Source organism: Bradyrhizobium sp. BLXBL-03 (assembly GCF_051853015.1).
Lineage (GTDB): Bacteria > Pseudomonadota > Alphaproteobacteria > Rhizobiales > Xanthobacteraceae > Bradyrhizobium > Bradyrhizobium manausense.
Genome location: NZ_CP182470.1, coordinates 1013433 through 1027758, shown reverse-complemented (window position 1 = coordinate 1027758; position 14326 = coordinate 1013433). Strand labels below are relative to the sequence as shown.

Below are 14326 nucleotides of genomic sequence, written 5' to 3'. Positions count from 1 at the left end.
CGACAGCGGGCCTCACGCCGCCCGCGTATAAGTCGTGATCATGATGTAGTCCTTGCGCGGACCCGACACGACGTGGCGAATGGCGAAGCTGCCTTCGGGGCGAAAGGTGTAGGTCGACTGATAACGATCGAAATGACACAGATGGTCGGCGCTTCCGGTCAAGACGGCGTCATCAGAGCCAGCGAGTTCGATCGCGTGGAAGAGCCGCGACGGGCTCTCCTTGAAGAAGACGTCGAATCCGCGGCGGTGCTCGCGGAAGACGTATTCGCGCTCGGCCTCGAGTTCTGTGCCGGTCAGGAGCTTCAACCGTCCCTGTTCGCGATAGGCGAGGCCGTCCGGGTCCAATGGCGTGAAGGTCGCAAGACCCTGCATGCTCCCCTGCCCCGCGATGAGCCTGTTGAACGACCAGCAGCCGATCAGCCGCTTCATCACCTCGGAGGCATCACCCCAACCGTCGGTCATAGTTCCGTTCCTATCTCTCGGACCCCTAGCCTACCGGCGACGCGTTCGACTTCTCCCGACCAGTACCTATATCCTAAGGCGGACGCGTGTCGATGCAGCGAGCAAGTGATGGCCAGGAGACCCCCGACAGAAGCGGATGCCGACGACCTGCCTCGCTATTTCGTCTGGGTGCGCGGGCTCGAAGGGCCGGAGCCGCAGAAATGGGTCGCCATGGATTTTGGCGTGGGTGACTGGAAGCGGGAGCAAGTGCTGGCCTGGCTGGAGTTGCCGATGGACGAGCGGCGCCTGCCGCTGTCGATGCTGGCACGGCGCTATCCGCCGCCGAAGGTAGAGACGTTGTAGAGGCGTTCGCCGAAATGCACGGCCCGCATCGCTTTCTCAGCCGCCCACTGACCCGACGAGATCCAGGAGCTTGCCCGGGCATTTCTTTCGCCGACTGTGGCCTGGTTCATAGACGGCCCGAGCGAAACAGCGCCATCCTTATTGCTACCTCAGCGCGTTAACAGGCAAAGTACATCCAATATTTCATAGTGCGTCTATCGATTGAATTCAGAGGATGCCGCCCTGTCAGGACTTGAGGCGTCCCCGAACGGAATTTCGGAGCGGCCCATGACCCACCATGATGGAATGCCGCACGGCAGTCCTGCGGCACCGGACCATCCGCAGGCTGATCGGAGTACGACTGCATCGGACGCGCGGGCGCCGCGCAAGCTGGTGCTGTTCGCCGATGGCACCGGCAACGCCTTCACGACCCAGGAGTCCAGCGTCTGGCGGCTCTATGAAGCGCTCGACCACACCCAGCCCGACCAGATCGCCTATTACATCAAGGGTGTCGGCACCGCCGGCTGGGCACCACTTGCGGCGCTCGATGGCGCCACCGGCATCGGCGTTCCGGCCAACGTTCGCAAGCTCTATCGTTTCCTGTGCTGGAACTGGCGGCCGGGCGACGAGATCTACATCTTCGGCTTCAGCCGCGGCGCCTTCACCGCGCGCACGCTGGCGGCCCTGATCGCAAGCCAGGGTCTGGTGCCGGCGGTGATCGGCGACGAACCCGTCTCGCATGCCGAGATGGAGCGCAACGCCATGTCCGCCTGGCGCGAATACCGCCGCGAGACGGTGCCCTGGAAGCAAAGCCTGCCGACGATGTGGATCGCGCGCCTGATCCGGGACATCGTCCTGTACTTCTATCATTTGATCTGCGGACACCGCTCCTACACCAAAGTCCGCGCGGCGATGAACGGCCGCAAGGACGTCAATATCGACTTCCTTGGACTGTTCGACACGGTCGAGGCCTTCGGCGTCCCGATCGAGGAGCTGCGCGTTGCGATCGACTGGGCGATCTGGCCGATCTCGTTCCGCAACCACCGGCCTTCACACAAGGCAAAGCACATCTGTCACGCCCTGGCGCTCGACGACGAGCGCACCACCTTCCATCCGCTGCGGATCGACCAGTCTCATCTCGCGGCCGATCAGACGGTCAAGGAGGTATGGTTCGCCGGCGTCCATTCCGACATCGGCGGCGGCTATCCGGACTGCACATTGTCCTTCGTTCCGCTGGTCTGGATGGTCGACCAACTCGGCAACCAGCTTCGCTTCCAGAAGGGCACCGTCGAGCATTTCAGGGACTATCAATCGGCGATCGGGCCAATGCATGATTCCCGCAGCGGCGCGGCGGTGCTGTATCGCTATGGCCCGCGTCCGGTCCTGGCGGGCAAGGCCAACGGCGGCACGCCTGTGGTGCATTTCGCCGTGGTCGAGCGCATGCTGCACGGCTGCGACGACTATGCGCCGATCATGCTTCCCGCCGACGCGAGGGTGCTGATGCCCGATGGCACCAAGCTCGACCTCACCGACGAGGGGACGCGCGAGGCGATGAAAGCCGCCTATCTGGCGAAGGCCAGGGGATCGCGACGGCAGAAGGAAGCCGAGGCGTTCACCGCGATGAGCATGCCCGACGCCGAAATGGCCTCGCTCACGCGCGACACCGTATGGTGGCGGCGCGTCGCCTATTTCGCGCTGCTGTTCATGGTCGGCGTGATCGCCGCCTGGCCGTGGATCTCTTATCCGCTGGTGCAATGGTCCAAACAACCGGTGGGCCATGAGGGGATCTCCCTCATCGCGAACATCGACTGGGTGCTGGGAGCCGTGGTGGCTCCGTTCGCCAATCTCGTCAGGGCCGTGATGCCGTCCTATGCGGCACCCTGGCTCGACATTGCGATCTATTATCCGTTCATGACGTCGATCGTGGGCGCCCTGGCCTGGTGGATCTGGAACAAGAATTCGGAGCTGCGTGACACCATCCAGGAACGCGCGCGCCTCGCCTGGAATACGCCCCGCCGCAAGGCGAGCCTGAGCCATATCGACAAGCCGGGCCCGCTGTTGAGGTTCGGCCATTGGATGCGGACCAATGCCGGACCGGCAGGCCTCGTCATCACCAAGGGCCTCGTGCCGGCCATCTTCCTGCTCACGATCTTCGGCTCGACGGCTCTGATCCTGTCGAACAGCCTGTTTACCGGCCGCGTCGCGCTCGGAAAGGTCTGCACCGCAAGCCAGGATGCTGCCGGATCACCTCAGATCGGCGCGCCGGTGCGTGACGACCCGACCGATGCGATCGCGCTGTTCGATACCAGGACGTTCTGCTGGTGGAGCGGGCTCGCGGTCGAGAAAGGCCGCAAATATCGCGTCTTCATCGATGTCAAGGAGCCCTGGTTCGACCGCACCACCTTGAGCGGAGCGAATGGCTTCCGGACGCATGGGCTGCGTCATACCATCGCTTTGCCCGAGCTGCGTCTGTATGCGGCAGACTGGTTCCAGCCTGTGGTTCGCATCGGGACGAAAGGAGTGATTGAGCTTCCCTTGCAGGCAATCAACGTGATCCCGGCCGACGCATTGCCGCGGCGGACCAAGCCGACGCTTCCTGCGGAAGACGATGTTGCAGGACGGGATCAATATCCTGTCAGCCTCGACGATATCGAGCGGTTCAAGGACGAGCTGAAAACGCTCGGCAATTTCGAGCCGATCCCGCAGGACATGCTCGCGGATGCAGGGCAGGTCTGGCGGAACGAAGGGCTGACCGACCGCATCGTCGCCGAGTTCATCGCCCCCGACTCCGGCGAGCTGTTCTTCTATGTCAACGATGCGGTGCAGGTCTTTCCGCAGCTCCTGCCGGCATCGATGGTGCCGCCGTGGCTCATGGCGATCCAGGGCCCACCGGACCTGTTTTATCGCAACAACACCGGTACGGCGAAAATCTCGGTGCAGCGTCTGCCCGCCCCTGCGCTGCCGGCTGCGAAGACCGCCTCGCCGCTGGCAAGCAAGTAGCGGCGGGCGAGTTGGGCAAACGAAGCCGTTGGGCTCTCGACGCATTGCTCCGCCCCCATGATTATGGGTGTCGCGCCCATCCTGCCGCCGCTAGACTGGCCGCACACGCCGCGGGGGACACGCGGCCGGGACCTTGATCATGACGGACCAGGACGAGACCGGTGAGGCCATCACCATCCTCCTCGTCGAAGACGACGCACCGACCTGCTGGCGCCTTCAGGACGCCCTGACCAAGGCTGGCTACGAGGTGCGCACCGCCGGCACGCTCGGCGAAGCCCGCAGCGCGCTTGCCGCCGGCGCGCCCCGCGTGCTGCTGACCGATCTGCGGCTGCCCGACGGCCATGGCGTCGAGCTGATCCGCGAGACCAGGCAGCGCTTTCCCAACACCGAGATCATGGTGATCTCGGCGCTGGGCGACGAGGAAAGCGTGATCTCCGCCATCACCGTCGGCGCCACCGGCTATCTGCTCAAGGACGCCTTCCCGACCGACATCGCGACAACCGTGCGCGACCTGGTCGCCGGACATTCGCCGATCTCGGCCTCGATCGCGCGCTTCATCGTGCGACGAACGCAGAATTCGGCCGAGCCGGCGCCGGGGCCGGTGCTCAACACCGCAAAGCTGACGCCGCGCGAGATCGACATCCTCTGGGGCATCGCCAAGGGATTCAGCTACGCCGAAATCGCAAGCCACCTCGGTCTGTCCAGGCAGACCGTCCCCGGCCACATCAAGAGCATCTATCGCAAGCTCGAGGTGCACACGCGCAGCGAAGCTGTGTTCGAGGCCGTGCAGCAGGGCCTGATCAAGCTGTGAGCGAGGTCGCTGCGAAGGCGGTGATCATCAGGCACGGGCTGCGGCCCGCGCGCATTGTGCCCTATCTGCTGCTCCAGATACTGATCGTGATCGCCACCCTCCTCGGGCTGCGGCTGCTGCAGCCGCGCGACCCCGATGCTTTTGCCGTGAGCGAATTCTCACTGCGCGAGGCCGGCACGACACGGCCCGTGACGCTGCCTGAATTCACCGCGTCGCGCTATTCGCTCGCCGAGCCGCCGCTTTATTCGGGCAGCTTCGTGTTCAAGGCCGATGGCGCTGACACGACCTGGTCGGTCTTCCTGCCACGCTTCAGCAACGGCGTGGAGGTCGCGATCAACGGCGTCGCGATCCTGGACTCCCGGCGCGATCCCACGGCCAACCGGCCCGACCGCAATACGCCGGAGATCGCGGTGATCCCAGCTTCGCTGCTGCACGAAGGCAGCAATGAGATCACCGTGCGGCTGTTCGTGTGGGGACCGCTGCGCGGCTTCCTCGACACGGTCTATGTCGGCCCGGACGCCGCCTTGCGGCCGGCCTACGAGACCCGCACGCTGCTGTTCGTCACGCTGCCCGTGGTATTCTCCGCCTGGCAATCGATCCTCGCCGTCATCCTCGCCATCATGTGGCTGATGCGGCGTCACGAGCCTGTCTATGGCGTGCTCGCGGCGGCAATGGTGCTCGGCGTCGTGCAAGCCTTCATCACGCCGCCGGTGCCACCGGCCGCCTCGTCCAGACTTGTCGCAGTGCTGCTCTCCTCCGCGCCGATCGAGAGCGCACTGATCGTGGCGTCAGCCGTGCTGTTCCTCGGCTGGCACTGGCCGCGTCATGGCGTGCTGCTGTTCGTGCCTGGGCTCATCGTGATCGCGGGCGGCCTCATCGCTGGTCCGCCACTGCCGCGCATTCTCTTCATGCTTCTGGGCATCCCCACGGTTGGATTGTGTCTGGTCCTGATGGCCGGCATCGCGGCCTATGCCGTGCTGCGACGACAGGACGTCGTCAGCTTCGCGCTTGGCTGCGCGGCGACCATCGTGCTGACCTGCTGGGCCCACGACATGCTGTCGGTGTTCGAGATCCTGCCCAACGAACGCACCTTCGTCTCGCGACTGTCCTATTCGGCGCTGCTGATCGCGATCGGCGCCGGCCTGACCTGGCGCTTCGCCCGGGCGCTGAACCAGGTCGACAGCTTTGCCGGCCAGCTCGTCGCCCGCGTGCGCGAGGCCGAGGAACGGCTGAAAGCGAGCTTTGCCCGCGAGGAGGCGCGCGCCCGGGCCGCGGCGCTGGCCAACGAGCGCACCCGGCTGATGCGCGACTTGCATGACGGCCTCGGCGGCCAGCTCATCAGCATCGTCGCGCTCTCCGAGCGCGGGCAAGAGGGGGCGACCATCACGGACGCTGCGCGCGCCGCGCTGAGGGATCTGCGCCTGGTCGTCGATTCCATGGACGACATCGGCGGGGACCTCATGCTCGCGCTCGGTTCCTGGCGCGAGCGCGCGGTCATGCAGCTGCGGCCGCATGAGATCGCGCTTCATTGGCGCGTGGCAACGCCGCAGGGCCTGCCGCTGCACCCCGAGCTGCGGCCCTGGCACGTCATCCAGGTCGTGCGCATCCTGGACGAGGCCGTGACCAACGCGGTCAAGCATGCGGCCGCGCGCCACATCACCGTGACGGTGGAGACGCGCAACGACGGCCAGGGACCATATGGCGTCATCAGCGTCGCGGACGATGGCCGCGGCTTTATGCTTGGCGACGACGGCGAAGCTGCGGGTGCGGGCCAGACCGCGCGTGGCGTGCACAACATGAGAAGCCGCGCGAGACGTTGCGGTGCGGTGCTCGAGCTGAGCTCGGATGGATCGGGCACACGCGTACGGCTGCAATTGCCGCAGATCTTTCCCGACAATGATGCGGCCGGCGGCTGAAAAGCCCCCTCCCCGGGCGCAGGGGACGTGCGGGGAGAGGGACCGGGCCGGGATGTAGGATTGCGAAGGACGGGGGTTCGTTCGCAGCCCTTGGCCCGAAAGCGATCAACTCAATCCAACGAAGTCATCACCGCACGCCGACGCGATTGACCGGGCCGCCACGATTCATCGGCGTGCCGGCGCGAACACCGACACCCGGCGCGCCCACGCCGGGTGTCACCACGGCTGCAGCCGCGACCGGCGCTCCCGGTGCAACCACCACCGCCGCATCCGGTCGCACCACGCAGCCCTTGGGCACGCCGACCGTCTTGCAGTAGACCACCGCCTGCGCCGGGCTCGTGCCCAGCGAAACCGTCGCCGCACCCGCCAGCATCATCACCGTCAACCCGGCGCTCAGCGCTCCCACTCTTTTCGACATTGTTGTTCTCCTGCTTCCCGTTCGGCGCCCTGGTGCAATCACCTGATCATGCGGCCGACGTGCACCCTCAATGGCAAAAGACTGACCACCAAGACATGCCATGAAGATGGGGGTGCGGCAGGCAAGCCTGCGAGCCGATGCCATGAACATGGCATGGACCCGCCATGGATCTCCGCGAGATGGTCCGCCCCGCTTGATCCCCAGCGGGACCACCGCAATTGCAAAGAGGTGCTTTATGAAGACTTCAATTCTTGCCGCGCTGCTGCTCGCCGAAGCTGTCCTGCCAGCCGCGGCGCAATCTGGCCCCACGCCGCAGGAGCAGATGGCCTGCCGCGGCGACGCCAGCAAGTTCTGCGCGGAGCACATTGGCAAGCCCCCGGAGATGAATGCCTGCCTGCGCGACAACAAGACAAAGCTTTCAGACGGCTGCCGCAAGGTGGTGGAGTCGCACGGCGGCTGACATATAGGCGGCGGCTTACAGCCGCCGTCTCAATGCTGAGGGGAAGCATCGCATGCCGCGCACATTCGGGTGCGCGACATCACATCCTAGTCGTCATCATCCCCGAACAGCCGGATCTGCGGGAAGCCGCTGCGTGGCCGACCGGCAAAATCACGCGCCTCGGAATCCTCGCGGACGCTGCGCGCGACATCATCCCAATTGGTCTGGTCGCGCATGCCACGCGCATCGCGTTGTTCATAGCGACGACGCTCGGCCCAGCGCTCCCGCCGTTCCGCCCGGCGACGCTCGGATGCGGCGCGCTTGACGTCGGAATCCCTGGCCTTGGCATAGGCATTCTCGGGCGAGGATGCCGGCTCCGTCGAGGCCTGCTGCTCGGCGGGCTTTGTCCCTTGCGGAGACGGTGAAGGCGCGGGCTTGGGCGGCTCGGCCGCTGCGGTCTGCGCACGCGGCGGCACCGGCGGTTCAGCTTTGGCCTCGTTGGCCGGCGCTTCGGGCTTCGCGTCCGGCTTGGCTTCGGCCTGCGCCGGCGGGACGACCATCGTACCGAATACCTGCGAACCCGTGAGGTACTGCACGCGCTCCGACGGCGCCTTCGTCATGGCTGGCGCGTTGGCCTCAGTGCGCTGTGCCACCTTGCTGGTGTCGGGCCCGTGCTTGGGCGCGATTGGATTCATGATGTTGCCGGCAACGATGCCGCCGCCGAGGCCAATAGCAATGGCAGCAACGATCGATCCGGCACCGACGAAATAAGCTGTCGAGGCGCGCATTGGCCCACTCCCTGTTTGGAGCGAGCAACGCGTTGGGATTGCCGGATGTTCCTGAAAGACGCAGTTCCCTGGGAGGGAACGAGGTTAGATCTGCTGCGCGACCTTCTCCAGCCCGATGATGCGGGCGAGCTTGCGCACTTCTTCCTTCTGATCATCACGCAGCTGGAACAGCAGCGGCATCGCGGCAGACTTCAGCTGCTGGACCTCATCGCAATTCGGATCGATCTGCACGTTGGGCCCGTTGGGATTGGAGAGCTTGTTCGCCGAGATCTTCTTGACGACGTTGCGCAACGCGGTCTCGACCGAGGGCCAGTAATATTCCTGCGACGAGGACAGTTTCAGGCGATCCCGGATGCCGGCGATCTGGACGTCGGAGAGCAGGGAGTAGGTCTTTTGCGGCTGCGGCTTCGCGATCGGCTTCGGCTTTGCCGATGCTTCGAGCGCGGCGGTGGTTTCTGCGGGAGCCGGCGACTCCAAGGACGCAACCCTCGTCTCGCCAGACTTGGTCTCAAGGGCCTTGGTTTCAACAGCCTTGGTTTCAACAGCCTTGGTCTCAACGGCTTTCGGCATCGGGAAATCGGACGGCGCGGCTGCGGCAAAGGCCTGACGCAGCGGCTCGGTCAGCACCGGCGCCTGCGACAGCCTGTCGGCAGGAACCTGGACCGGGTCGATGGCGGCCGAGGCCAGCGCCAGAGTTGGAACCAGCCGGTCCGCCTTGGCAGCGCGGTTGGCAGCAAGCGGCTTCGGCGGAGCCTGGGTGATCATTTCGGCACTGACACTGGGCACGCTATCGCGGCCGAGGATGGCAGTGGTGGCGGCACCGAGGACAAGGATGCAGGTCAGCACGGTGATGGTGATGGCTCTGGACAAACGTCTCTCCGGAAGGACCGCTTCACGATGTTGTTAGAGATGCCCGGCAAAAAGGCGCGAATTAAGGCTTGAGTGTGCCTTTGCGGCGACAATCGGCTCGCCTCAGGCGACAAAGCCAAAAAGCTCCAGGAAATCAAGCCGCTATGGCCAGATCGTAGGCATCCTGAATGTCGGCGACGATCTCGGAGGCCTCCCACACCGCGCGCGGCTCGACCGATTGCAGCGTCACCGTCCAATTGCCGCCCCGGCGGGTGCGGGGGACGCGGACGATGTCGAAGCGGACATTGCGGCAGAGCGGGTGACGGGCCAGCGCACGGGCGACGCGGACGCGGATCTCGTCCAGCGTGGCTGATGTCTTGCTGTTGAGAATATCGAAATCCATCGCCTGTCCCTCTCGTCCTGATTGGCGGCCGTGAGGGGGATTCTTGGCGGGCGATGGTTAATCTGCCGTTAAATGCGGACCTGCGGAGCCATGCGGGATTAACCGAGCCGGGCGGCGCGGGACGTTAACGCTCCCTTGCGGCCCGGTACTCCGCGACCGTTCGCGCAACGAGGTCATCGACCGCCATCACGTCAGTGACTCCAGACGTCGAGTGCCCGCCGCTCCAGATATCGCGCCAGCGCTTCGGCCTGATCTCGCGCGCGCCGACGTCGATGTCCTTGCCGATGTCGATGGCGCCACGCGCCGGCAGGTCATTAGGGTCGAGCCCGGCCGCGATGATCGACGGCTTTAGCATGCTGGTCTGCAAGCCAGTGAACGCGGTGGTGAGCAGGATGTCGTCGGCGCTGCTCTCGACCAGCATCTGCTTGTAGCGGTCGTCCGCCATGCTCTCGCGCGTCGCGATGAATTTCGTGCCCATGTAGCCGAGATCGCAGCCGAGCACTTCGGCCGCATGCAGCGCGCGGCCATCGCTGATGCCGCCGGCGAGCACGACAATGCCGTCGTAGAACGCGCGCACCGCGCGGACGAAGGCGAACGGATTGAGCCAGCCGGTTTGTCCGCCGGCGCCCGCCGTCAGCAGCACCAACCCATCGGCGCCTGCGGCCGCTGCGCGCTCGGCGTGGCGGATCGAAGCAACGTCGGCCAGCACCAGGCTGCCTGCGTCTTGCAGCGGCTTCAACACGGGTGCGGGCGAGCCGACCGAGGTGATGACGATCTCAGGCTTGTGCTTGAGCAGCACGGCGAGATCCTGCTCGAGCCGCGCGTTGGAGCGATGCACGATCAGGTTCGGACAGAGCGGCGCAGCCTTTCGGCCGGCCCGATCTTCGTGGTGCCGCAACCGCGTTGCGATCTCGGTGAGCCATTGATCGAGCTGTTCCGTGCTGCGGCAATTCACGGTGGGGAAGCTGCCGATGACGCCGCTCCGGCAAGCCGCGACCGTCAACTCGACGCCCGACACCAGGAACATCGGCGCCGCGATCAGCGGAAGGCTGAGACGATCGCGAAAAATTTTCAGTCGATCGGACGTCACTCTCGCCTCCTCGTTCCATTCCGCATGCTCTGTGCTAGCGTCACCGGCAACATTGGCACGCGAGAAGCCGATGACAAAGCAACGAGGAAACATATGTCCGATCCGCTCCACGCATCGTCCCCGACTTGTGCGCAGACGCTACGGGCGCTGGCGCGCTATCCCGGCCGCACCGCTTTCGCATGGCCCGGGGGATCGCTGAGCTATCAGGGCACGCTCGATCTGATCGGACGCATCCAGGGCGCATTCATGCGGCTCGGCCTGCAGCCGGGTGCGCGCGTCGCGTTCCTCACCGCCAACCGTGCCGACACCTGGTGCGCCGGCGTTGCCGCGCAATTGTCGCGATGCTGCATCACCTGGCTGCATCCCCTCGGATCGGAGACGGACCAGCTGTTTCAGCTCGAGGATTCCGAGGCCCAGGTGCTGGTTGTCGATGTGGCTGCGTTCCGCGATCGCGGCGGCGAGCTTGCCGCGAAGGCAAACCTGCTCAAGGCTGTCTTCACGATGGGACCGGCCGAGTACGGCGTCGATCTGCTGGCGGCGATCGAGAGCGCTGGACACGCCAGCGCGCGGTGCCTCGCAACTCTCGACGATCTCTCCACACTGAATTACACCGGCGGCACCACGGGCAAATCCAAGGGCGCGCTGCGCTATCACCGCGAGAACGCCGGAGCCGCCGGCGCGATCCTCGCCGATTTCGAAATCCCCGACGCCGCGCGCTACCTCACGGTGGCGCCGATCAGCCACGTCGCCGGCACCAAGGTGCTGCCGACGCTGATGCGCGGCGGCACCGTGCACATGCTGAAGGGTTTCGACCCCGAGGCCGTGCTGGCGACGATTGCGCGCGAGCGCATCGATTTCACGCTGTTCGTGCCGACCATGATCTATGTGCTGCTCGATCATCCCGCGCTTGATAAGACCGATCTGTCCTCGCTCGAACTCGTGCTCTACGGCGCCTCGGCGATGTCGCCGAGCCGGCTCGTCGAAGGCATCGAGCGCATCGGCCCGGTGTTCTCGCAGCTCTACGGCCAAACGGAATGCTATCCGGTCTCGGTGCTGCGCAAGAAGGATCACGATCCCAGGACGCCAGAGCTGTTCCTGTCCTGCGGCTTCCCGATCGCGGCCTGCGAGGTCAAAATCCTCGACGACAACGACCAGGAGGTGAAGATTGGCGAAGCCGGCGAGATCTGCGTGCGTGCGCCGCACGTGATGGCGGAGTACTGGAAGCGGCCTGACATCACCGCCGAGACGTTGAGGAACGGCTGGGTTCATACCGGCGACATCGCGCGTCAGGACGAGCGCGGCTACCTGTTCATCCTCGATCGCAAGAAGGACATGATCGTCACCGGCGGCTTCAACATCTTTCCGCGCGAGGTGGAGGACGTGCTGTCGCAACATGCCGATGTCGCGATGGTCGCGGTCGTCGGCGTACCCGACCAAAAATGGGGCGAGGCCGTCACCGCCATCGTCGTGCCGCGCGAGGGTACGAAGCCCGATCCGGACGAGCTGATCAACATGGTGCGGACGCGAAAGGGCTCGGCCCACGCGCCGAAGCAGATCCAGTTCGTCAAGCAGCTGCCGATGACCGGCGTCGGCAAGGTCGACAAGAAGGTGCTGCGCGCCGGCTTCTGGAGCGGGCGGGACCGGATGGTGGGGTGATCTCCCTGATTGCAGCGACCGGTTCGGATGACACGCATTGCGCGAAATCCCGGGAATGTTGAGCCCTTTCACCCGGGATTATACGGTGCTGTTGTGGCCTCGACACCACAATGCGCGGCCGAATGCGTGTCCGCGCGGCCGGCGCGATTGCCCGCGAATCCGGGAATCAACTAGACCGCTGATGGGGCTGGGAAGCGGAGTGGGACATGAGAGTCGCTTCCCTGGAAAGTGCAGTCGCCGCGGTCACGTTGATCACGGCTATCATCGTGGTGCTGTGGGAGATCAAGATCTTCTACGGATTCTGAACTGGCAGGATGCCGCGTCGAAAATGACCAAGCATCCCTTCCGCGGCGGCGGAAGCCTGCCGTTCAATCGGCCCAGCAGCAACGGCAGTGCTTGCCGTGACACTCACCGCTTCTCGATCACCAGGCTCTGCACCGCGCGACCGAAATAGCCCCGCCGATCAGCCAAACGCGACATCGCAAGGCCGGCACCATCGGGGCCGATCCAGGAATCGCCATCGAGCAAGATCCAGTCCCCCACCGGCTGACGCGCCAGGCTCACCGTGAGGTCGGCATTGATGTAGGTCCAGGCCCGGAAGTCGAGCGTCGAGGCGGTGCCGTTGGAGAAATCGGCGGCGACCACGGCGCGCATCGCCTGCGAGACCGCTTCGCCTTCGACCAGCGGATGGTCGAGACGAAACCAGATCGCGCCGGCGCCGGCCTGGCCGAAACGGCCGCGCGCGGCGCGCATCGAGACCATGCCCGCGAACGGACTGATCGCGCCGTGGCCGTCCTCGACGAGCGAGTCCTCGGGCGACGGCAGGGTAACAGGCAGATCGCCGACGTCATCCGGCAACGGCTGTGACTGCTGCCTGATCTTGAGAACGGTGGCGCCGACGACTTGTACATCGTCGGCGAAGAGCTTGATCTCGCAAAGCTGGATCTTACGACCTTCGCGCAGCACCTCGGTCTCGATGGTGAGCGGCGCAACCGGCACCGGCCGCATCAAATCGATGGTGACGCGCGCGACGTTCATCGGCACAGGCGCCGCAATGCGCTCTGCCGCCCATGTCACCAGCGCCGACGGCGCCGAGCCGTGCTGCATGCGCCGGTCCCAGGGGCCGGCGGCATCAGGGCTGGTGACGACGCTGTTGCCGTCGACGCGGTAGATGGCACTCATTGCGGGCGCCATCACAACGGCGGATCGATCGCCTCGTCGTATTCCTTCTTGAAGCGCGCGATCAGATCGGCAGCGGGGATAATGCCGTCGATGCTGCCGATGCCCTGGCCGGAGCCCCAGATCTCCTTCCAGGCCTTCGGCTTGGCACGCTCGCCGGAAGCGTCGGTGCCGAAATTCATCTTCGAGGGATCCGACGTCGGCAGGTTTTCCGGATCCATGCCGGCGGCGAGGATCGACGGCTTCAGGTAATTGCCGTGCACGCCGGTGAAAAGATTGGAATAAACGATGTCGTCGGCCGTCGAGCCGGCGATCATCTCCTTGTACTTGTCGACCGCATTGGCTTCCTTGGTCGCGATGAAGGCCGAGCCGATATAGGCGAAGTCGGCGCCGAGAATGCGCGCGGCGCGGATCGCCCTGCCATTGCCGATGGCGCCCGACAGCGCTATCGGGCCGTCGAACCATTTGCGCGTCTCTGCAACGAACGCCAGCGGCGAGATGGTGCCGGCATGGCCGCCGGCGCCGGCCGCGACCAGGATGAGGCCATCGGCGCCCTTCTCGATCGCCTTGTGGGCAAACTTTTGATTGATCACGTCGTGGAAGACGATACCGCCCCAGCCGTGCACGGCCTGGTTCAGCTCCTCGCGCGCGCCGAGCGAGGAGATGATCATTGGCACCTTGTGCTTGGCGCAAAGCTGCATGTCGTGATCGAGCCGGTTGTTCGACTTGTGCACGATCTGGTTGACCGCGAACGGCGCCGACGGCTTGTCGGGATGCGCGCGGTCATAGGCCGCGAGCTCTTCGGTGATCCGCGCCAGCCACTCGTCGAGCAGCTCCGGAGGCCGCGCGTTCAGCGCCGGAAACGAGCCCACCACGCCGGCCTTGCACTGCGCGATCACCAGGTCCGGCACCGAGATGATGAAGAGCGGCGAACCGATCACAGGGATCGACAGGCGTCCCTTGAACAGAGCAGGCATGGACATTGCGGCGCGAT

14 protein-coding genes are annotated in these 14326 nt (G+C 65.2%); 6 read left to right on the top strand and 8 right to left on the bottom strand.

The annotated features are described in order from the left end of the window. Positions 1-12 precede the first annotated feature (12 nt). Positions 13-462 (bottom strand): DUF6314 family protein, encoded by a 450-nt coding sequence (locus ACNJX9_RS04940; RefSeq protein WP_439408011.1) that lies wholly within the window; start codon positions 460-462, stop codon positions 13-15. A 108-nt stretch (positions 463-570) separates the two neighbouring features. On the opposite strand from ACNJX9_RS04940, the gene ACNJX9_RS04935 reads away from it, so the two are divergent. The 4 genes from ACNJX9_RS04935 (at position 571) to ACNJX9_RS04920 (ending at position 6510) form a co-directional block, all read left to right on the top strand. Further along, a complete protein-coding gene (locus ACNJX9_RS04935) occupies positions 571-804 on the top strand; it encodes a hypothetical protein (RefSeq protein ID WP_057759589.1) in 234 nt (77 codons plus the stop codon). A 267-nt stretch (positions 805-1071) separates the two neighbouring features. Continuing rightward, on the top strand, positions 1072-3783 hold the full coding sequence (locus ACNJX9_RS04930; RefSeq protein ID WP_439408010.1) for a DUF2235 domain-containing protein: 2712 nt from the start codon (positions 1072-1074) through the stop codon (positions 3781-3783). Positions 3784-3922: 139 nt separating this feature from the next. Beyond that, positions 3923-4594: a response regulator transcription factor gene (locus ACNJX9_RS04925; RefSeq protein WP_271603701.1), complete on the top strand. Its 672-nt coding sequence runs from the start codon at positions 3923-3925 to the stop codon at positions 4592-4594. Beyond that, on the top strand, positions 4591-6510 hold the full coding sequence (locus ACNJX9_RS04920; protein WP_439408009.1) for a sensor histidine kinase: 1920 nt from the start codon (positions 4591-4593) through the stop codon (positions 6508-6510). The genes ACNJX9_RS04925 and ACNJX9_RS04920 overlap by 4 nt, the downstream gene beginning before the upstream one ends. 127 nt (positions 6511-6637) lie before the next feature. On the opposite strand, the gene ACNJX9_RS04915 is transcribed toward ACNJX9_RS04920, so the two are convergent. After that, positions 6638-6928: a hypothetical protein gene (locus tag ACNJX9_RS04915; RefSeq protein WP_057759603.1), complete on the bottom strand. Its 291-nt coding sequence runs from the start codon at positions 6926-6928 to the stop codon at positions 6638-6640. 235 nt (positions 6929-7163) lie between these two features. On the opposite strand from ACNJX9_RS04915, the gene ACNJX9_RS04910 reads away from it, so the two are divergent. After that, positions 7164-7388 (top strand): hypothetical protein, encoded by a 225-nt coding sequence (locus ACNJX9_RS04910; RefSeq protein WP_439408008.1) that lies wholly within the window; start codon positions 7164-7166, stop codon positions 7386-7388. 86 nt (positions 7389-7474) lie between these two features. On the opposite strand, the gene ACNJX9_RS04905 is transcribed toward ACNJX9_RS04910, so the two are convergent. The 4 genes from ACNJX9_RS04905 to ACNJX9_RS04890 all read right to left on the bottom strand — a co-directional run bounded on the left by ACNJX9_RS04905 (position 7475) and on the right by ACNJX9_RS04890 (position 10497). After that, positions 7475-8155, bottom strand: a complete 681-nt coding sequence (locus tag ACNJX9_RS04905) for a hypothetical protein (protein WP_439408007.1) — start codon at positions 8153-8155, stop codon at positions 7475-7477. 84 nt (positions 8156-8239) lie between these two features. Beyond that, on the bottom strand, positions 8240-9025 hold the full coding sequence (locus ACNJX9_RS04900) for a hypothetical protein (protein ID WP_439408006.1): 786 nt from the start codon (positions 9023-9025) through the stop codon (positions 8240-8242). A 133-nt stretch (positions 9026-9158) separates the two neighbouring features. Continuing rightward, positions 9159-9407 (bottom strand): hypothetical protein, encoded by a 249-nt coding sequence (locus ACNJX9_RS04895; protein WP_057759616.1) that lies wholly within the window; start codon positions 9405-9407, stop codon positions 9159-9161. Positions 9408-9531: 124 nt separating this feature from the next. Next, entirely contained in the window at positions 9532-10497 is a 966-nt protein-coding gene (locus tag ACNJX9_RS04890; protein WP_439408005.1) for an NAD(P)H-dependent flavin oxidoreductase, read from the bottom strand. Positions 10498-10590: 93 nt separating this feature from the next. On the opposite strand from ACNJX9_RS04890, the gene ACNJX9_RS04885 reads away from it, so the two are divergent. Beyond that, complete coding sequence (locus ACNJX9_RS04885) at positions 10591-12153, top strand: AMP-binding protein (protein WP_439408004.1); 1563 nt, start codon at positions 10591-10593, stop codon at positions 12151-12153. Positions 12154-12561: 408 nt separating this feature from the next. Here the strand turns inward: ACNJX9_RS04885 and ACNJX9_RS04880 are convergent, their stop codons facing one another. Then, positions 12562-13335, bottom strand: a complete 774-nt coding sequence (locus ACNJX9_RS04880; RefSeq protein ID WP_439408003.1) for a thioesterase family protein — start codon at positions 13333-13335, stop codon at positions 12562-12564. An 11-nt stretch (positions 13336-13346) separates the two neighbouring features. Next, on the bottom strand, positions 13347-14315 hold the full coding sequence (locus ACNJX9_RS04875; RefSeq protein WP_439408002.1) for an NAD(P)H-dependent flavin oxidoreductase: 969 nt from the start codon (positions 14313-14315) through the stop codon (positions 13347-13349). Between the last annotated feature and the right edge of the window lie 11 nt (positions 14316-14326).